The sequence below is a fragment of the Trinickia dabaoshanensis genome (genome assembly GCF_002879885.1).
In the GTDB taxonomy this organism is placed as follows: Bacteria; Pseudomonadota; Gammaproteobacteria; order Burkholderiales; family Burkholderiaceae; genus Trinickia; species Trinickia dabaoshanensis.
Genome location: NZ_PNYA01000015.1, coordinates 1 through 23,223, shown reverse-complemented (window position 1 = coordinate 23,223; position 23,223 = coordinate 1). Strand labels below are relative to the sequence as shown.

Annotated in this window: 21 protein-coding genes and 1 pseudogene; 9 read left to right on the top strand and 13 right to left on the bottom strand. The window is 62.3% G+C overall.

Annotated features, from left to right (window positions below):
• Positions 1 to 7 precede the first annotated feature (7 nt).
• Positions 8 to 1,567 (top strand): DHA2 family efflux MFS transporter permease subunit, encoded by a 1,560-nt coding sequence (locus C0Z18_RS17065; protein WP_102646611.1) that lies wholly within the window; start codon positions 8 to 10, stop codon positions 1,565 to 1,567.
• Between the two features lie 119 nt (positions 1,568 to 1,686).
• On the opposite strand, the gene truB is transcribed toward C0Z18_RS17065, so the two are convergent.
• From truB to rimP, 5 genes are all read right to left on the bottom strand, one after another.
• Positions 1,687 to 2,658, bottom strand: coding sequence for a tRNA pseudouridine(55) synthase TruB (gene truB / locus C0Z18_RS17060; RefSeq protein WP_102646610.1), 972 nt, complete (start codon positions 2,656 to 2,658; stop codon positions 1,687 to 1,689).
• Positions 2,659 to 2,718: 60 nt separating this feature from the next.
• Complete coding sequence (gene rbfA / locus C0Z18_RS17055; protein WP_102646609.1) at positions 2,719 to 3,087, bottom strand: 30S ribosome-binding factor RbfA; 369 nt, start codon at positions 3,085 to 3,087, stop codon at positions 2,719 to 2,721.
• Between the two features lie 166 nt (positions 3,088 to 3,253).
• Positions 3,254 to 6,157, bottom strand: a complete 2,904-nt coding sequence (gene infB, locus C0Z18_RS17050; protein WP_102646608.1) for a translation initiation factor IF-2 — start codon at positions 6,155 to 6,157, stop codon at positions 3,254 to 3,256.
• A gap of 95 nt (positions 6,158 to 6,252) precedes the next feature.
• Entirely contained in the window at positions 6,253 to 7,728 is a 1,476-nt protein-coding gene (gene nusA, locus C0Z18_RS17045; RefSeq protein WP_102646607.1) for a transcription termination factor NusA, read from the bottom strand.
• Positions 7,725 to 8,183, bottom strand: a complete 459-nt coding sequence (gene rimP, locus C0Z18_RS17040) for a ribosome maturation factor RimP (protein ID WP_102646606.1) — start codon at positions 8,181 to 8,183, stop codon at positions 7,725 to 7,727. Before rimP ends, nusA begins: the two co-directional genes overlap by 4 nt.
• Here rimP and C0Z18_RS33210 point away from each other — a divergent pair.
• Positions 8,143 to 8,310, top strand: a complete 168-nt coding sequence (locus C0Z18_RS33210) for a hypothetical protein (RefSeq protein ID WP_199189482.1) — start codon at positions 8,143 to 8,145, stop codon at positions 8,308 to 8,310. The genes rimP and C0Z18_RS33210 overlap by 41 nt on opposite strands.
• A 223-nt stretch (positions 8,311 to 8,533) precedes the next feature.
• Here the strand turns inward: C0Z18_RS33210 and rluB are convergent, their stop codons facing one another.
• Both rluB and scpB read right to left on the bottom strand, forming a co-directional pair.
• Positions 8,534 to 10,285 (bottom strand): 23S rRNA pseudouridine(2605) synthase RluB, encoded by a 1,752-nt coding sequence (gene rluB, locus C0Z18_RS17035; RefSeq protein ID WP_102646605.1) that lies wholly within the window; start codon positions 10,283 to 10,285, stop codon positions 8,534 to 8,536.
• 59 nt (positions 10,286 to 10,344) lie between these two features.
• Positions 10,345 to 11,448, bottom strand: a complete 1,104-nt coding sequence (scpB, locus tag C0Z18_RS17030) for an SMC-Scp complex subunit ScpB (protein ID WP_102646604.1) — start codon at positions 11,446 to 11,448, stop codon at positions 10,345 to 10,347.
• A gap of 741 nt (positions 11,449 to 12,189) precedes the next feature.
• On the opposite strand from scpB, the pseudogene C0Z18_RS17025 reads away from it, so the two are divergent.
• A pseudogene (locus tag C0Z18_RS17025) lies at positions 12,190 to 12,585 on the top strand (transposase); the annotation flags it as partial.
• Positions 12,586 to 12,811: 226 nt separating this feature from the next.
• The gene (locus tag C0Z18_RS17020; protein WP_146014027.1) at positions 12,812 to 13,069 is read left to right on the top strand and encodes a hypothetical protein; all 258 of its coding nucleotides are present in this window, start codon (positions 12,812 to 12,814) and stop codon (positions 13,067 to 13,069) included.
• Positions 13,070 to 13,285: 216 nt separating this feature from the next.
• Here the strand turns inward: C0Z18_RS17020 and C0Z18_RS17015 are convergent, their stop codons facing one another.
• Positions 13,286 to 13,597, bottom strand: coding sequence for a hypothetical protein (locus C0Z18_RS17015; protein ID WP_102646601.1), 312 nt, complete (start codon positions 13,595 to 13,597; stop codon positions 13,286 to 13,288).
• Between the two features lie 288 nt (positions 13,598 to 13,885).
• On the opposite strand from C0Z18_RS17015, the gene C0Z18_RS17010 reads away from it, so the two are divergent.
• From C0Z18_RS17010 to C0Z18_RS17000, 3 genes are all read left to right on the top strand, one after another.
• Complete coding sequence (locus C0Z18_RS17010) at positions 13,886 to 14,563, top strand: YdcF family protein (protein WP_233217351.1); 678 nt, start codon at positions 13,886 to 13,888, stop codon at positions 14,561 to 14,563.
• A gap of 156 nt (positions 14,564 to 14,719) precedes the next feature.
• A complete protein-coding gene (locus C0Z18_RS17005) occupies positions 14,720 to 15,010 on the top strand; it encodes a hypothetical protein (protein ID WP_102646599.1) in 291 nt (96 codons plus the stop codon).
• A 169-nt stretch (positions 15,011 to 15,179) separates the two neighbouring features.
• Positions 15,180 to 15,437: a DNA-binding protein gene (locus C0Z18_RS17000; protein ID WP_102646598.1), complete on the top strand. Its 258-nt coding sequence runs from the start codon at positions 15,180 to 15,182 to the stop codon at positions 15,435 to 15,437.
• Between the two features lie 575 nt (positions 15,438 to 16,012).
• Here C0Z18_RS17000 and bamC read toward each other — a convergent pair.
• Positions 16,013 to 17,230 carry an outer membrane protein assembly factor BamC gene (gene bamC / locus C0Z18_RS16995; protein WP_102646597.1) on the bottom strand — a complete coding sequence of 406 codons (1,218 nt, stop codon included), beginning with the start codon at positions 17,228 to 17,230 and terminating at the stop codon, positions 16,013 to 16,015.
• A 139-nt stretch (positions 17,231 to 17,369) separates the two neighbouring features.
• Positions 17,370 to 17,594, bottom strand: a complete 225-nt coding sequence (locus tag C0Z18_RS16990) for a hypothetical protein (RefSeq protein ID WP_233217350.1) — start codon at positions 17,592 to 17,594, stop codon at positions 17,370 to 17,372.
• Between the two features lie 696 nt (positions 17,595 to 18,290).
• Between C0Z18_RS16990 and C0Z18_RS16985 the strand changes: the two genes are divergently transcribed.
• A complete protein-coding gene (locus C0Z18_RS16985) occupies positions 18,291 to 18,602 on the top strand; it encodes a PDDEXK nuclease domain-containing protein (RefSeq protein WP_102646596.1) in 312 nt (103 codons plus the stop codon).
• Positions 18,603 to 18,632: 30 nt separating this feature from the next.
• Here C0Z18_RS16985 and C0Z18_RS16980 read toward each other — a convergent pair whose 3' ends face one another.
• The 3 genes from C0Z18_RS16980 to C0Z18_RS16970 form a co-directional block, all read right to left on the bottom strand.
• Positions 18,633 to 18,962, bottom strand: coding sequence for a hypothetical protein (locus tag C0Z18_RS16980; protein WP_102646595.1), 330 nt, complete (start codon positions 18,960 to 18,962; stop codon positions 18,633 to 18,635).
• 18 nt (positions 18,963 to 18,980) lie between these two features.
• Complete coding sequence (locus C0Z18_RS16975) at positions 18,981 to 19,787, bottom strand: hypothetical protein (protein ID WP_102646594.1); 807 nt, start codon at positions 19,785 to 19,787, stop codon at positions 18,981 to 18,983.
• Between the two features lie 228 nt (positions 19,788 to 20,015).
• A complete protein-coding gene (locus C0Z18_RS16970) occupies positions 20,016 to 21,323 on the bottom strand; it encodes a hypothetical protein (RefSeq protein WP_233217349.1) in 1,308 nt (435 codons plus the stop codon).
• A gap of 935 nt (positions 21,324 to 22,258) precedes the next feature.
• Between C0Z18_RS16970 and C0Z18_RS16960 the strand changes: the two genes are divergently transcribed.
• Positions 22,259 to 22,930, top strand: coding sequence for a dihydrofolate reductase family protein (locus tag C0Z18_RS16960; protein WP_102646592.1), 672 nt, complete (start codon positions 22,259 to 22,261; stop codon positions 22,928 to 22,930).
• Positions 22,931 to 23,223: the final 293 nt, after the last annotated feature.

The following is a 23,223-nucleotide window of genomic DNA, read 5'->3' as shown; positions in this document are numbered from 1 at the left end:
CCGCACAATGGCTCAGCCCCAAGCCCCTCACCCGCCGCTGACCGGCGCATCGCTCGTGATCGGCACGATCGCCGTTTCGCTCGCGGTGTTCATGAACGTGCTCGACACGTCGATCGCGAACGTGTCGATCCCGACGATCTCGGGCGATCTCGGGGTGTCTGCCGATCAGGGCACCTGGGTCATCACGTCGTTCGCCGTTGCCAATGCGATCTCCGTGCCGCTTACGGGCTGGCTGACGGAGCGGCTCGGCCAGGTGCGCCTATTCCTCGCATCGATCGTGCTGTTCGTCATCTCCTCGTGGATGTGCGGGCTCGCGCCGACGCTGCCGTTTCTGCTCATGTCGCGCGTGATCCAAGGCGCCGTGGCGGGCCCGATGATCCCGCTGTCGCAAACGCTGTTGCTCGCCAGCTATCCGCGCGCGAAAGCGCCGCTCGCGTTATCGATGTGGTCGATGACGACGCTGATCGCGCCCGTTGCGGGTCCGATTCTCGGCGGGTGGATCTCGGACAACATCTCGTGGCCCTGGATCTTCTACGTCAACATTCCCGTCGGGATCGTGGCGGCGCTCGCCACCTGGGCCATCTTCCGCACGCGCGATTCGGCCATCAAGAAGGCACCGATCGATTCGGTGGGCCTCGGGCTGCTCGTGATCTGGGTCGGCTCGCTGCAGGTGATGCTCGATAAAGGCAAAGACCTCGATTGGTTCTCGTCCACGACGGTTGTCGTGCTCGCCTTGACGGCCCTTATCGGGTTCGCGTTCTTCGTCGTATGGGAGTTGACGGCCGACCACCCCGTGGTCGACTTGTCGCTGTTCAAGAAGCGCAACTTCACGGGCGGCACGATCGCGCTGTCGATCGGCTATGGCCTGTACTTCGGCAATCTCGTGCTGTTGCCGCTGTGGCTGCAAACCGATATCGGTTATACGGCAACCGATGCGGGCCTCGTGATGGCGCCCGTGGGCGTGTTTGCGGTCTTGCTCTCGCCGATCACCGGTAAGTTCTTGCCCCGCACCGATCCGCGCAAGATCGCCACGGCCGCGTTCGTCGTGTTCGCGCTGTGTTTCTGGATGCGATCGCGCTATACGACCGGCGTCGACACCTGGTCGCTCACGTTGCCGACCCTCGTGCAAGGGATCGCCATGGCCGGTTTCTTCATTCCGCTCGTGTCGATCACGCTCTCGGGGCTGCCGGGTAATCGCATCGCCGCCGCATCGGGCCTGTCGAACTTCGTGCGGATCATGTGCGGCGGGATCGGAACGTCGATCTTCACGACCGCTTGGGATCACCGCACGAGTTTTCACCATGCGCAGTTGACCGAGCGCGCCAGCGCGTTCGACCCGACGTTCGGCCAATCGATGACGCAACTCGGCACCTTCGGGCTCGACAACGCGCAGCGCTACAGCATGTTCGATCGGCTCGTGACGCAGCAAGCGGCGCAACTCGGCGTGAACGACTTGTTCTACATCTCCGCGGTCATCTTCATCGTCCTGATCGGGCTGATCTGGATTACGCGACCGGAGCGTTCCGGCGGCGGCGACTCGAGCGCCGCGGCATCGGCCGCACACTAGTGCCCGCGCGCGGCCTTCCCGGCCGCGCCGATGAAGAGCGACTCCGCAAAACGAAAATGCCAGGCCGGTTCATCAGTTCAGAACCGCCGGGCATTTTTTTATCGTCGGGTTGCGTCCAACTACTCAGGCACGGGCGCCGTCACGATCAACCGTTCGGGCGCGAGCACCCCTTGTCCGGCGCGCGCAACGCCAAGCAAAGCGCCGTCTTCATCGCGATAGACTCGCACACGGCTGTCGGCGCTTTCGCCGAAATCCACTGCCTGCTGCTGCGTGGGGATCAGCGGCGGCAAATCGGCTAACCGCAATCGCTGCCCTTGCAGAAAACGCTTCGCTTCCACGGCGCCCAAGCGAATCGACGGAAACGTGGAAAGCAGCGCATCGACGGGCCGCAAACACGCATCGCGCTCCGCGGCCGGCATGGCCTCCAACGCCTCTAGCGTCACCGCATGTTCGAGCGTGAGCGCGCCCACGCCCGTACGCCTCAACGCCACGAGGTGCGCGCCGCAACCGAGCTCGGCGCCGATGTCCTCAGCCAGTGTGCGCACATAAGTGCCTTTACTGCACGTGACGCGGAACGTGACGTCGGGCAAAGCCGATCCCAGCAACTCGAGCCGATGTATCGTCACCTCTCGTGCCTCGCGCGCAACGACCTGGCCGGCGCGCGCGTATTCGTAAAGCGGCTTGCCGTCTCGCTTGAGGGCCGAATACATCGGCGGGACTTGCGAAATCGGACCGCGAAACCGCTCGAGCGCCGCTTCGATGCGCGGCAGATCCACGTCGACGGGCCGCGTTTCCAGTACTTCGCCTTCCGCGTCGCCCGTGCTCGTGGTCACGCCGAGACGCATCGTTGCCTCATACGTCTTGTCGGCTTCGAGCAGATCTTGCGAGAACTTGGTCGCCTCCCCGAAGCACAGCGGCAGCAGTCCCGATGCGAGCGGATCGAGCGTACCGGTGTGACCGGCTTTCTGAGCGAGATAGAGACGCTTGGCGCGTACGAGCGCATCGTTGCTCGAAAGGCCGAGGCCTTTGTCGAGCAGCAAGACGCCGTCGAGCGCGCGGCGCGGCACGCGCGGACGTTGAGAGGGTTTCATCGAATCGTTTCTAGTGCGCGAACGGCGGGCCTGCGATGCGCGCGCGTTCCATCGTTCAGTTCAGTCGTCTTTCGCGCGCGTGGCGTTCGCTTCGTCGATCAAGCGCGACATCTCCACCGCCTTCTCGATCGTTTTGTCGTAATGGAAATGCAGCGTCGGCACCGTATGGATATGCAGCCGCTTGAACAGCAGATTGTGCAAATGCCCGGCGGCATGATTGAGCGCGACCTGCGTGGATTGCGCGTCGCCCGTCAGCGTCGTGAAGTAAACCTTCGCGTGCGCATAGTCCGGCGTCAGCTCGACGCTCTGGATGGTGACGAGACCGATGCGCGGGTCTTTGACCTCGCGCATGATGAGTTCGGACAGATCGCGTTGAATCTGATCGGCGATCTGAACGTTGCGATTTGGGGATGTGCGTTTCTTCGACATGGTGAACCCGTCTAGCGGTTTGGGCGCATTGTCATGACCGATGCACCCCGGCGAACGTCCGGCACGAACGCGGGCTATGCCCGCCGCTCGCGCCGAAGCGCCGCTATAAAAACAACGGGGCGGAGGAGGCTTACCGCCCGCTCCGCCCCGAGCCGCGCGCTTCGCGTCAGAGCGTACGCGCGACTTCCGTGACTTCGAACACCTCGAACTGATCGCCTTCGACGATATCGTTGAAGTTCTTGATCGACATACCGCACTCGAAGCCTTGCTTCACTTCCTTCACGTCGTCCTTGAAGCGCTTGAGCGAATCGAGTTCGCCCGTGAAGATGACGACGTTGTTGCGCAGCACGCGCACCGACGACGAGCGCTTGACGAAACCGTCCGTGACCATACAGCCGGCCACCGTGCCGACCTTCGGCACCTTGAACACTTGGCGCACTTCGACCATGCCCGTGACGACCTCGCGCTTCTCGGGGGCGAGCATGCCCGACATCGCCGCCTTCACTTCATCCACTGCGTCATAGATGATGTTGTAGTAGCGAATGTCGATGCCGTTCGTCTCGGCAAGCTTGCGCGCTTGTGCGTCCGCACGCGTGTTGAAGCCGATGATGACCGCCTTCGATGCCGTGGCCAAGTTGACGTCCGACTCGCTGATGCCGCCCACGGCGCCGTGCACGATCTGCACGCGCACTTCGTCGGTCGAAAGCTTTTGCAACGACTGGACCAGCGCTTCCTGCGAACCTTGCACGTCGGCCTTGACGATGAGCGGCAGCGTCTGCACTTCGCCCTCGCCCATCTGTTCGAGCATGCTTTCGAGCTTCGCGGCCTGCTGCTTCGCGAGCTTGACGTCGCGGAACTTGCCCTGGCGGAACAGCGCGATTTCACGCGCCTTGCGCTCGTCCGGCAGGACGATGACTTCCTCGCCCGCGGCCGGCACTTCCGACAAACCTTGAATCTCGACCGGAATCGACGGACCCGCTTCCTTCGTCGCCTTGCCCGTCTCGTCGAGCATGGCGCGGACGCGCCCGTATGCACTGCCGGCCAGCACGACGTCGCCGCGCGAGAGCGTGCCCGACTGCACGAGAATCGTTGCCACCGGGCCCTTACCCTTGTCGAGCTTCGCTTCGATGACGAGACCCTTGGCCGGCGCTTCCACCGGTGCCTTCAATTCCAGCACTTCGGCTTGCAGCAGCACGTTCTCGAGCAGATCGTCGATGCCCGTGCCCGTCTTCGCCGAAACCGGGACGAACGGCGAATCGCCGCCGTACTCTTCCGGCACGACGCCTTCGGCGACGAGCTCTTGCTTGACGCGCTCGGGGTTGGCCTCGGGCTTGTCGATCTTGTTGATCGCCACGACGATCGGCACGCCACCCGCCTTCGCGTGGGCAATCGCTTCCTTCGTCTGTGGCATCACGCCGTCGTCGGCCGCCACCACCAGAATGACGATGTCGGTGGCCTTCGCACCGCGGGCACGCATGGCCGTAAAGGCCTCGTGACCCGGCGTGTCGAGGAACGTGATGACGCCGCGCGGCGTTTCGACGTGGTAAGCGCCGATGTGCTGCGTAATCCCACCCGCTTCGCCCGCCGCAACCTTCGCGCGGCGAATGTAGTCGAGCAGCGAGGTCTTGCCGTGGTCGACGTGACCCATGACCGTGACGACCGGCGGACGCGGCAGTTGCTCCGCATCGTTCGCTTCGCCTTCGACGAGCAACGCTTCCGGATCGTCGAGCTTGGCCGCGACAGCATGGTGGCCGAGCTCTTCCACGATGATCATCGCCGTTTCTTGGTCGAGCATCTGGTTGATCGTCACCATCTGGCCGAGCTTCATCATGACCTTGATGACTTCCGACGCCTTCACGGACATCTTGTGAGCGAGGTCGGCCACGGTGATCGTTTCCGGCACGTGCACTTCGCGCACGATCGGCTCGGTCGGCGCTTGGAACGACGTAGCCGAATCCTGATGCTTGCCGCGCCCCTTCGGGCCGCCGCGCCAGCCACGGTCCACACCGCCGCTCGAATCGCCGCGCGTCTTGATGCCGCGGCGTTTCGCGGCGTCGTCCTGCCAGCCGCCCTTGCCGCCTTGCTTCTTCTTATCGGCCGAACCCGGCGCCGTGGAAGAAGGCTGCGTGCTTGCCGGTGCGGCCGTACCGCCCGTGGCCGGCTTGCGCGCTTGCGCGGGCCGCGCGGCCTCGCCGGCGGGACGCACGGGCTTGTGCAGCGTGCCCTTCGCCTCGGCCGCCTTCGCGGCTTCGACGGGCTTCGGTGCCGGGGGCGGCTCGGGCGCCTTGACCTGCGCCTTACGCGGCGTGTTCATCATTTCGCGGATAGCGCGTGCCTCGGCCTCGGCCTTCTCGCGGCGTTTGCGAATCTCTTCCTGCTCGGCGCGCGCCTTTTCGGCGGCTTCGCGGGCAGCATCCTCGGCCTTCTTGGCCGCTTCACGCTGAGCCGCGCGTTCGGCGGCGGCGCGCTCGTCGTCGCCGGCGACGCGTTCCGCTTCGGCTTGCTCACGAGCCGCGACTTCGGCACGCTTTTTCACCGCCTCTTCCTCGGCGCGCTGACGCTCGGCCTCGGCAGCCTTCTCGCGTGCTTGACGCTCGGCTTCCTCGCGCTCGAGCGCCTCTTGGCGCTCGCGCAGTTCTTGCGCTTGCTTCTCGAGCAACTCCGCTTCGCGGCGCGCTTCTTCCTCGCGGCGCTGCAATTCGGCGCTCTCGTCCGCGGCGGCGGGCGCTTCCTGCGACACCGCGGCTTCCGCCCCGGCTTCGCCCGCCTCGTCGCGTTTCACGAATACACGTTTCTTGCGCACTTCGACCTGAATGGTGCGAGCCTTGCCCGTCGCGTCGGATTGCTTGATCTCCGACGTGTGCCGGCGCGTCAGCGTGATCTTGCGCTTGTCGGTATCGGCCGAGCCGTGCGACTTGCGCAAATGATCGAGCAGACGCGCTTTGTCCGCTTCGGACAGTGCATCGTCCTCGCTCGCTTTCTGGACACCCGCCGCCTGGAGCTGCTCGAGCAGCACCCCAGCCGGCATTTTCAGTTCCGCGGCAAATTGGGCTACGTTGTTACTCGCCATTCATTCCTCTTAATGCAAGGACCGATTCCTTGCGGTTAACATCGGGTCATGCGATCCAAAGATCGCTATCTAATCAGTGCGCCATGGTCATTCACTCACTGGAACCAGTGTTCACGTGCTTTCATGATCAACGCCTTCGCGGCTTCCTCTTGCATTCCGGTCATTTCGACCAATTCGTCGACAGCTAGCTCGGCCAGCTCGTCGCGCGTTTGAATCTGATGCTCGGCGAGCTTGGCCAGCAGGTCGGCATCCATTCCGTCGAGGCTCTTCAGATCGAGTGCAACGCCCTCGACCTTCTCTTCGTTCGCGATGGCCATCGTCAGCAACGCGTCGCGCGAGCGATTGCGCAATTCGTGGACGGTGTCTTCGTCGAACGCCTCGATTTCGAGCATCTCGTTGAGCGGCACGTAGGCGATCTCTTCGAGGCTCGTGAAGCCCTCGTCGATGAGGATGTCGGCGACTTCCTCGTCGACGTCGAGCCGCGCCATGAACAAGTCGCGCAAAACGCCGCGCTCTTGGTTCTGCTTCTGCGCCGACTCGTCGGGCGTCATGATATTGATTTGCCAGCCGGTCAACTCGCTGGCCAGACGCACGTTCTGGCCGCTACGGCCGATCGCGACGGCGAGCTCGTTTTCGTCGACGACGACGTCCATCGAGTGCTTCTCTTCATCGACGACGATCGACTGAACCGCGGCGGGCGCGAGCGCGCCGATCACGAACTGGGCGGGGTCCTCGGACCATAGCACGATGTCGACGTTTTCGCCGCCGAGTTCGTTGCGCACGGCCTGCACGCGCGAGCCGCGAATACCCACGCAGGTACCGATCGGATCGATGCGCTTATCGTAAGCGACGACACCGATTTTCGCCCGCACGCCGGGATCGCGCGCCGCCGCCTTGATCTCGAGCAGGCCTTGCTCGATCTCGGGCACTTCCATTTCGAACAGCTTCATCAAGAACTCGGGCGCCGTGCGCGAGAGTTCGATCTGCGGGCCGCGCGCCGTGCGATCGACCTTGGCGATATAGGCACGCACGCGGTCGCCCACGCGCAGGTTTTCCTTCGGAATGAGCTGATCGCGGCGCAGCAGCGCCTCGACACGGCCCGATTCGACGATGAAGTTACCTTTGTCCAGGCGCTTGACCGAGCCGGTCATGATCTTCTCGCCGCGCTCGAGGAAATCGTTCAGGATTTGCTCGCGTTCGGCGTCGCGAACCTTTTGCAAGATGACTTGCTTCGCAGCTTGCGCACCAATGCGGCCGAATTCGATCGACGGAATCGGCTCTTCGATGTATTGGTCGATTTCGATTTCGGGTTCTTGCTCGCGGGCTTCGAAGAGCAGGATTTCTTGATCCGGTTCTTGCAAGCCGGCTTCGTCCGGCACCACGCGCCAACGGCGATACGTCTCGTGCTCGCCCGATTCCCGATCGATATGCACGCGAATGTCCACGTCTTCTTCGAAGAGCTTCTTGGTGGCCGACGCAAGTGCGGCTTCAAGCGCGGCGAACACCACATCTTTATTGACGTTCTTCTCGCGCGCCAGTGCATCGACCAGCATCAGTACTTCGCGACTCATTGTTTCCGGCTCCTAAAGTCAACGTGCGGGACCAGGCGTGCGCGGTCCATGTCCGCGAGCGTGAAATCGAGCATCGCGGCGCCTTCCTTTCCTTCAAATTCCAAACCAATCGTTTCGCCGTTCGGCGCATGCAGGATGCCCCGGAACGTCTTGCGCCCGTCCAACGGCTTTTTCAATGTCACGACTGCCTCGCTGCCGGCGAAGCGCGAAAAGTCCGCCAATTTCTTGAGCGGACGATCGAGCCCCGGCGACGAGACTTCGAGCCGTTCGTAGTCGATGTTCTCAACCGTCAGAACGTGCTGGAGCTGACGTGTGACTTTTTCGCAATCCTCGATCGCGATGCCGGCGGGCTGGTCGATGTAGATACACAGCATGCCGCGCCCGGTGCGCTCGAGGTCCACGAGCTCGTAGCCCATGCTCGAGACCGTGGTTTCTATCAGTTCCGTCAGTTGCACAGTGCCCTCTAAGGTGTTCGCGCTCGCGCGTTTAACCCTCGGGGCCGCGCGCCACGCCATGCCGGCGCGCGAAATGGTGCTGCTGGCCGAGATGCCGAACCGTTACCGCCAAAAAAAAATGGGCTAAACGCCCATCATCTTCTTACCGGTGGTCGCACCTGAGCCGCACAGAAAGCCGCACGCCCAGCGACTTTGTAAGTTTAGCATTTTTCACGGCGCGTTGCAAAGCAGCAGCCGCGTGAATGCCCCGGCGACGGGGCTTTCACGCAACAGCTTCGACTAGCGATATGGCGCTGCGGCCTCGTCCCTGCGCGCGGCCGCTCGCGGCGGGCACGCGCGCGATCGCCGGATTAGCGGCCGCGCGAACGACCGCGCGGCGTGGGGCCTTGACCGCCGCCGCCGCGATTACCGCCGCCACCGGCGCGGTTACCGCCCGGCGCACGATTGGGGTTGGCGTTGCCGCCGCCGAAGGCACGCTTGCCGCCGGCAGCGCCGGACGACGGAGCGCGGTTGCCGTCCACGTCGCGCGGGGGGCGCCCGCCCTTCTGACCGCCACCACTGCCACCACCGCCGCCCTGCCCGCGACCGCGGTTGCCGTAGCCGCCGCCCAACGTATCGCCGAACCCGCCGGCACCCGCGCCGAAGCCGCCCGCACCGCGGCGTCCCGCGCCACGGCCCGGTTGCTCGAAGCGTCCATGCGCGGTCAGCACGGGTTCCCGGTTGATGAAGCCCATCGACGTCTCCATCGGATCGGGCTGGCGGCGCTCCGCACCCTGGCGGCGCCCGCCCTTCTCCTCGGTCGGCGCCTTCAGGCCCACGGCCGCCATGAGGCTGCGCACTTGCGCTTCCTCGAGTTCCTCCCAACGGCCGCGGCGCAAACCGCGCGGCAGCGAAATCGGGCCGTGGCGGGTGCGAATGAGCCGGCTGACCATGAGGCCGACCGCCTCGAACATGCGCCGCACTTCGCGGTTACGCCCTTCGGCGAGCGCGACGTGGTACCAGTGATTCGTGCCTTCGCCGCCGCCGTCGCGAATACGCAGGAAGTTGGCCGGGCCGTCATCGAGCTCGATGCCGTGCAGCAGCTTTTGCCGCGAACTCTCCGAGAGCTCGCCGACGACGCGCACCGCGTATTCGCGCTCCACGCTGTAGCGCGGATGCATGAACCGATTGGCCAGGTCGCCCGAGGTCGTCAACATCAACAAACCTTCGGTATTGAAGTCGAGCCGGCCCACGGCGAGCCACTTGGCCGTTTTCATCGGCGGCAGCTTGTCGAATACCGACGGGCGCCCTTCGGGATCGGCGTGACTGACGATTTCGCCGGTCGGCTTGTGATACAGCAGCACGCGCGGCGGCTTCGTTTGCACGCGGCGCTTGACCGGCTTGCCGTTGATCCGCACCTGATCGGTCGGCATGATGCGCTGACCGATATGCGCCGGCTCGCCGTTGACCGATACACGGCCGGCGACGATCAACTCTTCCATTTCGCGGCGCGAGCCCATGCCGGCTTCGGCCAGCACCTTGTGGAGCTTCGGCGCGTCGTCGTCGGGAGCGAGCACCCGCTTTTGCGGGGCTTGGCGGCCGCGGCGCAACATCGGCGCGCGCACGCCGCCCGTCGTACCGTTATCGGCATCGAACGCGGGGGACGTGACGTAGGCGAACAAATCGTCCTGCCCGCCCGCGGCCGGCTCGGCGCGCTTCGCGGGCTTATCCTTTTCCTTGCCGTCACGCTCCTGAGCCGCGCCATCTTCGCGGCGATTGCCGGCCGGCTTGCGGCCGCCCTTTTGCGCGGCCTTGCGCGGCGCGCGGGTGGGCGCCGAGGCCGGCGAATCGCTCTCGGCCGAAGGTGCCGGGGCGGAAACTTGCGCGTCCTCGCCCTCCTGGCCCGGCGCCGTGGCGCCGCCCTCGCCCTTCGTCTTGGCCGCGGCGCGGCGCCGCGCGATCAGGCTACGCGGGCCTCGGCGCAAACCGCGCCGCGGACGATCTTGATCGCCCGTTTCCGCGCTATGGGCGCCGTGCTCGGAGCCGCCCGCAGCATCGTCGCGGCCCGCGGCGTCTACGGCATGCCCGGATGCGGACAAATCGGTGTCGTGGGTATTCGTCAAAACAACCTCAAATGTCAATTGCGCGCACCCGTTGCAGGCGCAGCGTGCGTTCGATTACGTCAGGCACTTCGCGACGCGGGTGCGTCGTCTGTATAAGCGTCCGCGTCGTCGGCCGGTTGGCCGCGATCAGGGGCGGGTTCGCCGAAGGCGTCCGCCGCCCGCGCATCGGCGCTCGGTAAAGCCCCCTCTTCATGCGCATGGCTTGGCGGCTCGGTGTCACTTTCGTCCGATGCCGCTTGCGACCGGTCGCGATCCTCATCGCGATCGGCGCCGCCTGCATCGTGTGTATCGCCGCCGGGCGGTGCAACGTTTGCCTGCCCGTCGTGCGATGCGTTCGCGGCCACGTCCTCGCGATCATTGGGCGCGCTTGCCTCTCGAGCGAGCGCCGGCGATTCGGCATGATCGTCTTCGCCGCCATCCGCGATCGCGCCCTCGTCGCTTTCCAGCAAGCTCCCGGCCTGCCCGGCTGCCGCGGCCTCGCTAGGCGCGACGCCGCTCTCGGCTTCACTCTCGACCCGACTCGCGGCTTCACCCTCGACGGTGCTCGCCGGCGAGCCCACCGCGCTTTCCTGCCCCATGGCTTCGAGCAGCGCCGCATCGTCCGGAAACTCGATCGCGTGCTGCGCCAGCAGGTCGGCGGCGTTTTGCGTCGTCGGATCTTCAAGCGGCGGCAGCTCGTCGAGCGCCTTCAAACCCAGATCGTCGAGGAACTGCTTCGTCGTCGCGTACAGCGCGGGACGGCCCGGTACGTCGCGATGACCGATCACCTCGACCCAACTGCGATCCTCGAGCTGCTTGATCACCTGCGTATTGACGGTGACGCCGCGAATCTCCTCGATATCGCCGCGCGTGACCGGTTGGCGATAAGCGATGATCGCGAGCGTCTCGAGAACGGCTCGCGAATACTTCGGCGGCTTCTCCGGATGCAAGCGGTCGAGATAACCGCGCATGCTCGGCTTGCTCTGAAAGCGCCAGCCGGTTGCGAGTCCGACGAGTTCGACGCCTCGCCCGGACCATTCGTTTCTCAGATCCTCAAGTAACGCACGGACTGTATCCGCCGATACGGCATCGGCGAATAGCTTGCGCAAATCGCCGACCTTGAGCGGCTCCTGCGCGCAAATCAAAGCAGTCTCGAGGACGATCTTCGCCTCTTGGGTATTCATGCAGCTAGGTCAGACCCTGTGGTCAACGAACCGGATCAAACAGACGATATGGAACAGAAGACGCGCTCGCCCGATTTTGATCGGTCATATTGATGGGAGCACGGACCGGGGGGCGGCGAATCGAGCAGCGCTCGAGCCAGACCCAGCCGGACAAAGCAGCGGTTTTCCGGAGAAGGCGCCGCGTGACTGAACGCCATCTTACGCAAAAAGCCCGGGGGCGTAAACAGCGAATCAAACTCGCGTTGCCGTGGCGTAAAGCGCACCGAAGCCCAAATATTGAACAATCCCCCGCCGGGCGAAAGACATCGCGGATCGCGCCGTCTTGCTGCGCTAGCAAAGCAAGCCGCATACGTCGCATGCTCCCGCCACAAGCGAGCCCCGCGGCGCGGGATCGCACCGGGTGGCGCCGATTTATCGCAACGCAATAAGCGGGCGCCGACGCACTTTAGACGCGCGGAGCTGCACTAGATTGGTGATTGCCCTGATTTCCGACCCCGGCGTTTTGGCGTCTTATACGCCCCTAGCTGACGTCCCGACAAGCCCGTGGCAACAGGGCTTCCAGGCATTCGCCATCGACATGGCACGGTCCATGCGTTGCTCGGCGCGCTGCGGTCGGCGCGCCGTTCGATGATCCACATCGCTCCCGGCGCCCACCGGCTCGCTCGATACCCCAAGAGGGTGTCACAGGGGTGTGCGGCACGGGGCAGCGCACCGGGGTCAGTTTCGCTGAGGTGAGGACATATGGTGTTCGACGATTTGAGAGATAACGAGTGGGCGCTGGTCGAAGCGCTGTTCTGTGCCGAACCTGCACGGAGCGAGCGACGCGGACGCCCGCGCGTCGAAGCGCGCGCCGTCTGTAACGCAGTGCTGTGGGTGCTGTCGACGGGAGAGGGCTGGTCGAAGCTGCCGGGCCGCTATCCGTCGCCGCCCACGTGCCGGCGCCGCTTCGACGAGTGGCAAGCGGATGGCACGCTTGCCGAGATCGTCAAACGCTTGAGCACCTGCGGCCGGCAGGTTTCGCTGCGCGGACGCATCGGCGCGACCGCGGTCAAGCCGCCCGCGCCTCGCAGCCCGGAACGCTTGCGCGGCGCATTCTGGACCAACCCGGAATCGTGGCGCGCGCCGGCCAAAATGGCCTGACGCCGACGGGTCGGACCTCAATCTCCCGAGCGCGCTCGAAAGCGCGCCGTTCGCCGGCGGCGGCTGAGAACAGAGCCGCCGCGCCCTCTCCGGCCGTCCGCCGCGCAACGCGGCGGCGCGGCTCCGAAACATCCATTTACTAATATTTACAGCGCGCTTTCGCCCGCCCGCTTATCGTGTCGGCATGCCGACACGCCGCCGGCATTTCGTGCCGGACATTCGAATGAAGGGAATCATTCACGCAGCGGGACTGCTCGTTTTCAGCGTCGGCATCGTTGTCGCGCAGGGCACGCTTGCCCGCGCGCAGGCTACGCCGCCGGCAGCCCCGCGCCCACCGGCGATGTCAGCGGACTGGCGCGCGCCCGGCGCGGCAGCGCCGAGCGGCGCATCGGCCCCGCGCGGCAATTTGCGCGGCGACATCGAGAACAATGCGCGCTGGAACGAATCGAGCCCCCGCCCACAGGGACGTCAAAGGCGCTGACCCGCGCCATTCGTTATTCGCGCAATTCGAATTGAAACGAAGGGAACCACTCGCCGTTCGGCCAGTCGGAGTAAATGCCATGAGCACAGCGTGGCAGCAGAAATATCCGGTACCCGTATCCTCGCGATACGGGTTTTTTTTCGGTTCGATATTGACGCGAACGTCGTGACGCCAACGTCGTGACGTGGACGACGCCGGCAAGCGGAAGGGATCGAACTACGAACGCAGCTCGATAGCGGCAGCCGCTTCGCTCGGTGCGTATTCGCCGGTTTTCGCATCGGACCAGTTGAGCGCTCGTTCTTCGCGCGCCAACCTATTGAATTCCGCGCGGCCTTTTTCGGTGAGCACGGCAATATCCACGGGAGCATGAAACCCCGCCCCAGGTGCTACCGTCCGCTGTCGGACCGTTTCCATCAGGCCAAGCCCGCGCAGATATTCGAACACTCCGGGACGTTTGGCCCAGGGAACCTGACGATATTGCACTCGCCTAAGCGCTTCGAGCACCGCTTCGTTGGAATACGTGGTCATCTCGACTCTTTCTTAAAGTGCGGCCGCCGTCACGCGTGACGGCGCATGCCTTACGGCGGCCGGTACGGTGAGCGCCAGCCGCCGAGCCGGGGCGGCAACCGGCCGTACCGGTCCCGTCATGTCGTACGTACTGCCTATAATCGGGCGTTTCGCCGCATCTCGGAATGCGCGATCGCCCATGGTCCTTTCAACGTATCGCCGCTATACGCGGCGCTGTCCCCGAAACCATACGTTACCCTATCTCAATTGATCATATTCACTTTATTCGCGCTTTTTTCAGCGGTTTTCGTGCTTTGGCGGCGAGCGAGGAAGGCGATCGCCGTCACCGCCCTCGTCGTGTTTTGGCTGCTCTCGGCCGGATGGCTGACGGCTCCGCTACTCGCGGCCGTACAGCGCGACGCGCAGCGGGCCCCACCGCCCAGATTCGGCGAGCGCACCGTGATCGTCGTATTAGGCGGCGGAACCCGATACGATGCGGCCGGCAACCTCGTGCCGAAACCCGACGTGTTGCCGCGTCTGGCGCTGACCGCCTCGCTTTATGCGCAATGCAAGCAGCAAACGCCGCACTGCGAAGTCATCGTAAGCGGCGGCAACCCGCAACGGCACAGCGCGTCCGAAGCGAAGACTTATGCGCCGTATTTGTTGCAAGCGCATGTCGAGGCGAGAGATCTCGTGCTCGAGGACACGAGCCTCACGACGTACGAGAACGCCGAGCACGTCGCACGTATTTTGCGCAGCGAACGTTACGATTCGTTGATGCTCGTGACGTCGGCTTATCACATGCCGCGCGCACTCCTGGATTTCCGGCGCTTTGGCCTTACGCCGCAGCCGAGCGCGGCAGCAGGCCGCACCGTTCGTTGCGGCCTGCTGCCGCGGCGGCCGAACTTGGCGGCGGCCAATATCGCGCTGCATGAACTGATCGGTATGGTCCAGTTCCGCGTGTATCGAGCGTTGGGCTGGTTTTGACGGCGAGATTCCCGACATGTAACCAGACGTAACGGACCGTCGCATTTGCTCCACACGAATCGCGTTCTTGGGCTTATGCTGGCTAGAATTTGCAATGTCCAGCCGGACGGGCAGCATCTGGACCACCATCCATCCACTTTTCGCACGGAGGCAATAATGAAGAAAGCGTCCCTGACTGTCTTGTTTTCCCTTTCGCTGCTGGCCGGCGCCGCTTATGCGCAAACCGATGAAGGCGGGGTCACCATGAGCACTGACCCGGCCAAGGCTGCCGACATCGAGCAGCGGGCACAAGCGCTCCAGCAGCAGCAAGATCAGATGCCGATGCAACAGCACGAAACTATGCCCATGCATCACAAGCCGATGCACCATAAGCCCATGCACAAACATGCGGCCAAGGGCGCGGCGAAGGCTGCCGGCGCGGCGCCCGCGAGCGGCGCGAGCCAGTAACCGCACTGCCGCGGCGGTGCGCCGCGGGGATATGACAAGCCGAAGCCGGTACCGCCGGCTTCGGCTTTTTCGTTTGGCAAGACCGCTGCGCCCGGTATGCTAAAGTCGCGCACCCGAAACACCCGAATTTTTCGCAACCCGCGCGCACCGTCGTGCGCCAGAGGACAGCATGAGCAACATTCAGTTGGATATCGAATGGACCGAAGCCGCATCGCGCAAGATCGAGAAACTGATGCCGCGCGGTTCGCAAGAAGCGTTTCTCGCCCTGCCGCCCGTCGAATGCTTACCGATGGAAGGAGACGTACTCTTCCTCGGGCCGGCCGGCAAGCAGCAACCGTTCATCGTTGTAGAGCGGCAATACCATCATGACGGCGATGCGGATTGGACCATCATCTTGATCCTCGACGTGCCGCAAGCCAATCATTGATCGATACGCATCGTTCGGTGTCCTAACCAATCGGTTATCGGAAGCCCAAAAAAATACCCGCGCTCCGTGGAACGCGGGTAAAACCGTCGCCTTACGAGGATAGGCGACGGGGCCACCATGGCTCGCGCGACACACGCGAGCCGTGTTTCTTTCGAGGCTAGACTCCGGATCGATTCGGACTGCCGAGCACTAACCGGCAACATGGCGTCGTTGGACGCCGCCTTGCAATGGCGCGCTTTTGTTGTTGGCCGAAGGCTGCCTCAACTGCCTCGTCCTCCCTGCTTTTTGCCTACGGACCCCATAAAGCAGCTTGTGTGCCATGCTAAGACACGCGGTCAAATCGCTGATTCCAAAAGAAAATTTCACCGACGAAGAGCCGAAATCGTTTCGTAGCCGAAACGGCGAGCGGTGACGTTACGGCGTAACGTCACGTGACATGACGGCGTGTGAGGGACACAGGCGGGGCGCATTTCGACGCGTCGAAGCGAAACGACACCTCGAAAAAAAGCCCGCCGTGTTGAGCGGCGGGCTTGCTTGAATCGCGCGTTGCGGCGCGGCTGAATCAGCGCAGTTGATCAGCGCAGTTGATTAACGAGCAACGACATGATTTCCTTCGCGGGACGCGAAGTCTCCACGTTGCCCTTGTCGTCCACCACGGCCACGCGGGTTTGGTTTTCCGTCACGGCCTTCACGTTGACGAGGTATTGCTTGGCCACTTTCTCCTTGCGGCCGTGGAACACTTGACTCCAGAACCCCTGCTCTTCGGAGCTCTTATCACCCGGATCGACGTAGCGTACTTGGTATAGGCCCTTCATGCGATCGCTATCGTCCACCGTGAAATTCGAGCGATCGAGTGCGATGCCCACGCGCTGCCACGCTTGATCGTACGATTCGTCGAGCGTCAGTTCGGTCGAGGTGTACTGCGCGTTCGTCGCCGAGCTTTGCGACGATTGCGACTGCGCGGCCAGTTCGGCGTTGCGCGCCGCAACGGCCGCGGCGGCCGCGTCCGCCTTGCCGCCCTTCGCAGCGGCATCGCTGGCGGGCGCAGGCGCGATATCCGCGGCCACGGGGCCCGCTTGGTCGCCGCGCGCGTCGGCCAGTGCCAGACCCGCCATCAGGCGTTTCAGATACTCGAGTTCGAGCGCCGGATCGTTGGGCTTCGTTTCCCACTTCGTCGTGTCGTTGTTCACGCCGCTGAGCGCTTCGCGCATGCCCTTCTGGCTGATGAACACATAGGTGCCGCCGTTCGGCGCCGCCTCTAGACGTGTGCGGAATTTATTGCGCTCCGCCGCGACGTAGGCATTGCCCATTGCCTTGGATAGCGTGTTGCGAATCAGCCCAAGGTTGATTTCGGGCCGCGTTTCGTTCCAGTCCGTCTCGAGCACGTGCTTGTTGCGCTCGTCGACCACGAGCAAGAAGCCTTGTTCTTGCCAGAAGCGGCGCACGCGCGGCCATACTTCGTCGGGCGTGCGGCCATCGATGACGAGCCAGCTTTCCGTGCCGTCGCGCTGGATATGCATGCCTTTGACTTGCGGCATCACGGCATTTTCGGGCGGAGCGGCCTTTTGTACTTGCGCGAGCGCCGATGCGGACGTTGCCCCGCCTTGAGGCGGCAATGAACGCTGATCGGCCGCCTCGTCGAGCATATTCGGCGGAACGGCGAGCGAAGCTTGCTTCGACTTCGAATCGCTTTTGTAATCGACCTTGGTAGGAGACGAGGTACTACAACCGGCCACGAGGCCGCCGGCCAAAACCAAAGCGGCGAACCGCGAGGTAAAACGAAGATCGGTCATGTTCGGGAAATCCTTGCGCTTTCGCCAGCCAGTGTGTGAATGGGTCAGCCGAGCATTTTACCGGGCCCGGCGAAGCATGTGTAAAAACACACCCCGGAGCTGCTCTCATCGGCGAATCGGATATGCGTCGTGAGCGGATTCAGGTCGCGCCGCCGCCCTGCTCGAGAATATGTTCGAGCGCCGCCGATTTCGCGGCCTCCTCGGCTTGCTGCTCGGTGGCGAACGGACCGCGTGCAACATGCACGACGGGCCAGTTCGCCTCGTCGCCGGGCTCGCCCGACACCCTGAAGCGAGCCGCATAACCGCTCGGCTCGACCGGCACGATTTGTATATCGACCGACACGCCTTCCAGCTGATGCCGCATGAAGCCATCCATCGCTGCCTCCTCGCCGCTCGTGAACGAACATGGCGACCATGCTAGCACCGCGGACGCATGATCGATTCGCACGGGTCGCGGCATGGATGGCCCGATCGCCCTGCGCGATTGAATTCGGCTCGACCGGTGGTAGAATCGCGTCCGCCCTGCCCGGGTGATGAAATTGGTAAACATAGCGGACTTAAGCAATTGAGTGCCCGGCCGGAAACGACCGGTGCAGAACCCTTCAAATTCGGTGAACCCCCTGGACGAACGCAATCGCGAAAGCGTTGCGAGCGCGCCGAGGCAACGCCGAGCCAAGCCCGAAACGCAGCCGCAACGCTGCTTCGCGGAAGGTGTAGAGACTAGACGGGGGGCGCCTAATGCGGCTTGCACGATCAGCATCGTGTATCCCGACGGCGAAGGCATAGTCCAGCGCACGAACGGCGATGCACACATCGCCGGCATCGAAAGATGCAGTGTGACGAAAATCCGCCGCCTCACGGCTTGCCGGTTCGAGTCCGGTCCCGGGCACCATGGATATGTTGCGGCTTTTGCCGATGTGTTCCGAAGAACCCTGCCGGATCAAGGTCTTGCTAGTTTCTCTTTCCTTTTCGGGGAGCGAGGGTCATCGACCGGCTCGCACGGGATCTAAAGGCCGCGTTTCCCGACATGCAAGGATTCTCACCGCGCATTCTCAAGTAGATGCGGGCGTTGGCACAGGCATGGCCGGCGCCTGCAATTGTGCAACAGGCCGTTGCACAATTGCTTTGGTCTCATAGTGTTACCCTGCTGGACAAGCTGAAGGAGCCCAGCGCACGCAGTTGGTATGCAGCTCAATCGCTCGACGAGGAACTCAAGGGCCCCGAGGATCAGTCGACGATCGGCTTGCTGTTATGTCGAGAGAAGAAGCGGTTGGTCGCCGAGTACGCACTGCGCGGGATGACCAATCCGATGTGCGTTGCGCAATATCAGCTTCGTGCTAGCGCCCGCGCCGCGCCGCGTTGCGTGCGGTGATGCAGTGAAGCGGCGGCCACTCCCCCGGCATCAGACCTTCGCGAACAACAGCAACACTTTCCCGATCGCGGTAATCACGGAATTCGCAGTTGAGATGAAATTCACGTAAGTCCTGATGTCACTTTGAAGCTGCGCCAGTTCCTGCGCCGATGCCTTGAAGTCTTCCGCTTGCGCTGTATAAGCATCTGTCGATCGAGTCAGCCCTTCCGTTGCGATCGCATTGATCTCATCCTGAATTACCTCCATCGCGCTGAAGATCTTGTCTTTCGCATCGACGGTATTGGCTGCCTTAAACGCCTGATTCAGGCTATCGAGCGACGCGGATAGGGTGCTCACGGCGCTCTGATACGTAGTTGTCATGATCTATCCCCTCGCCGATTACTTGTCGCTTTTAACATCGAGATATACCGAATACATGTCTTTTCCGCGAAGATAGGCCGCATGCGCGAGGCTCGAAAACGTCTGCTGTTGACCCGCCGCTAACGCAGCGTTGCACCGCACGAGAGTGGCCATCAGTTGGTTGAGATTGGCCTGTTCATTCGACAGTCTATCGAACGGCGAGCGTGCGGACATCTTCACGAACGCCTCATCGCGCCTGTCGGTCGGCACTCGCTCGTCGTCGCGGATCTTTGCAAGAATTAGTTCGCGCGCTCCCACGTCCATCATGACGGCCGTCTGGTCCGATACCTCCTCAATCACTGAATCATCGGCAAAGAGCCGGGCAATGGAAATGATATGTGGTTGGGCCGCCTGCGCGATCTGCGTGATCGATTTGTACTCGTACCATTGCAACGCGATGTTGGCAATGCCTGTCACGCCCGCCGCGGCCTCTCCGGTTTTGTTCATATTCACGTTCGGGAGCGCTTTCTTGACGTCCTTCGCGAGGGTTTCGGTGTAGGAATCGACCGTCGTCTCATTGCTGCCGCTGGCGACATTCAGTAACGCTTGACCATACGCCTGAATAGCCTGCGCGGCTCTCACTCTTGCATCGATAATGGGTTGCGGTATCGGTTGAGATATGGCGTCTAGCTTGAAAGGCTTACCCATGAGATAAGCTTCTTCCTGACGATCCCGCAAGGACTGAACGATGGTCGCGTTCAGATCGTTCAAGATCTGCCGCTGGGCGCTGGCAAGGCTCGTTGCGGCTTCGCTAAACTCCTGAGAGGAAGACTGCACTTGTGTCATATCGGCACAACCTGTGAACGATCCGAGTAGCGCGCTCGCGACCAGAGACGCAACTATGCTATAGGTTCGATTTTGCATTTGGACACCCCATATCAATATCGTTGGAATGCAACAACGGAAGCCGGCACGGAACGCGCACCAATTTTTACTATTCGGGTCTGTGTGAGATCGCCACGTTGCGCTACTGAAAGGTGCTACTCGAACGCCATTTCTCCGCGCCTCGCTGCATTACAATCCGGGATCAAGCGGCGTGATGCGCGCGAGCATGACCGTAAACTCCTCGGCAGCGATCTGCCTGAACTTCATTTTGATGATGGCGATTCGCTGCGTTTCATCATCCTTTGGAAGCAGTCGCGCCGCCGCGTTCTTGATTATCTCGTCGACGTCGTCCACCTTCGGAAATTTGGGTTCCCATTCATTGTTCAGTGTCTTGGCGATGAAATAGATCGGCAGGACATCAGCAAGACCAACCGGGATCAGCTTGTCGACGTCGTTGCCGAGATGACGCTGTACGATCGCTTGCGAGCACAGGCGCAGCGTGAAGCGAAACGGGAAACCCGTGCGTATCGATAGAACGACCGGATCTGCGGCGCCGACCTGCTCGATGGAATTGACGCCTTCAGCCTCGAATACCGCTACGATTGGCAAGGTCACACCGCTCAGCGACAGCAGCTTGTCCGGCGCACTCAGATCAGTTTCAGCCTGCGTCACCTGCGGGAAACCCATGCGTCTGACGACCTTCATCAAAGCATCGATGGGGAAGGTTGCCAATGCGAACACGATCACCACGGACTTGCCGTCCATTCCGCCAGCGACGAGTGCAAGAGGAATGGCGAGCATAATTCGCAACGCATACCAGTAGACATCGGAGACGTTCAGTGCCCGCCGCCTAATGCTTAATACGGAGTCGCTCACGATGAACATCAACGCTCCGCCGAACGACGCGACCAGAATCTGCTGCGTAATGCCATATACACAAGTCGATGCGTTGATACCGTTACACGGTCCAAACGTATAGTTCCGAGCGAGCACCGTCGCCGCCGCGTAGGCCACGCTCAACAAGATTAAGTAGGGAAGCACGAAAGCGAGCAGTCCGTACTGTTCGTGATAAATGCGCGTGAACAAGCGATCGCACAACTCCGGCGAACTGTCGGCACGCTCGCGCCACCCATTACCGTTGGAAGCATCGGAATCACCGTATGAGCCGTTCAACTCATCGATGAGACGCTTGGACCAATAGCGCTGCAGATAAGCGGACAGCGCCTTGTCTTTTAAGCTGTTTTCGAATTCGTGAAAGCGAGCGTACCAGCCAATGCAAAGAAACGCGATTAGTGGTGAGCCAACCAGAACCGTTACGAATCCGCCGAGAATTCCGGCGTACCCGCGTTGCGCGACGGTGCAGCCACGCATTGACCAGTTTATGACCCACCCTACGAGATTGACGAGGAGAAGGCATCCCATCAGTAGGAAGAAGCGCTGCCAGGCGGCGGGTCGCCACGAAAACAGAGAAATGCGCCGCTTAGTCGTCGTGTTCATACGCGTTCGCCCCCGTTCCGCGCTTCAATTCGAAAAACTCTTTATACCGTTTTGGTCGAATCTATTGTTATCGACGGCGCGTCGAATAGAATCGCGAAGCGCGCGCCATGTGCGGCTATCGACGCGAGCGTCGACTTTTTTAAACTAAGTGTGAGTCATTCTAGGACAAGGCGGCAAGTTTGCAAGATGCAATTGCTCCTTCGCCCTGCATTTATGCATAAATACATAATGCACCGAATTGTCACATGTAAGTAGCCGCTCGCTTCATAAAAGCATTGGGTCGCATGTAAACTATTATCCATGCGCACTGACATTACGCCGACTCCATCCTATCGAGAAGGCTGACCTTTAGGTCAATCAGCTCGCTCGATAAGCATGCGCGCACAGTTAAGCCGCTCCGCAGCAACACCGTAGTACGCATTTGCTTCACAGCCAACCCATGCAACTCAGTTTATTTCGCAGCAACGAGGAAAGCGCCAGCCAGGCAAATTGGCCGCGGCATCCGCGAGCGACAATAGCGTCAAGGACGGATGGCAAAAGTAATCGATCAGTTGGCGTGGGACCTAAAAGCCGCATTTCCCGACAAGCGGGTTTTTCGCCACGCGACCTCAAATACTTGAGGGATTCCGCCGAGGCTTGGCCAGACAGTCCATTTGTGCAGCAACCTGCTGCACAAATGCAATGACCTGACCGCACTCGGCGCCGACGCGGGATAGAATGCACAGCGAACACTGATGTGCCTCGACCTTTCGCCGTTGTGCCGGTCGTCGGCGAAAGTCGATTACTTACCTATGCAATGCGTTGACCGGTGTGAGCAGAAATGCGGGCTAACGTTTTACGTCCGATGCTATGTCCGGCGCCATCGCCGCCCTAACTATCCGCTCCACGCGTCGCCGCAACGTATAGAGGACCAGCATCCACCCCAGGAGACACCGATGACAAGCGTTCGCGTTAACGGCTTCACCCTCTCGCTCGACGGATACGGCGCGGGTCCCGATCAAAGCATCGATAATCCGCTCGGCCTCGGCGGCACGGAACTGCATCAGTGGTTGTTTCCGACCCGCACATTCCAGCAAACCTTGTTCGGCAACGACGGCGGCACGACCGGCGTCGACGACGATTTCGCCGCACGCGGCTTTAAAAACGTCGGCGCCTGGATTCTCGGCAGAAACATGTTCGGCCCCATTCGCGGCGCCTGGCCGGACGAAAACTGGAAAGGCTGGTGGGGAGAGAACCCGCCCTACCACACACCGGTTTTCATCTTGACCCATCACGCTCGTCCGCCGATCGAAATGGAGGGCGGCACGACGTTTCATTTCGTCACCGAAGGCATTCACAAGGCGCTCGAACTCGCGCGCGAAGCGGCAGCCGGCATGGACGTGCGCATCGGCGGCGGAGCTGCCACGATCCGGCAGTATCTTCGCGCGGGCCTCATCGATGAAATGCATATCGCTATCTCACCGGTTCTGCTCGGCAAAGGAGAGTCACTGTTCGACGGGGTCGACTTGCGGGCGCTGGGATACCAATGCGTCGAATCGGTACCCTCGCAAAAGGCCACGCACGTCGTCCTGCGGCGGCCCCGAACGAGTGATGAGGCTACGAAATAAGCGCGTCGATCCTCGCGCTAGCAGCGATGGGCCGCATTGGCTAATCTGAAGATCGGTGCATGAGCGGTTGAAGGCGGCATGCTCTGCTCACCCATTTCCAATTGCGAAAAAGGACGTGATCGTGAACAAACCTATCGTTGTGGCCCTCCTCCTCGGCACGATGACCATCGCGGCGTGCAGCAAGAGCAGCGACGAGACGGCCGCCCCCGCCGCATCGGATGCAGCCGCCGCTTCGAACGTACCGGCGCCCGCCCCTACCGCGTCGATTCCCGCGCCTGAAGCCTCCTCCGCTC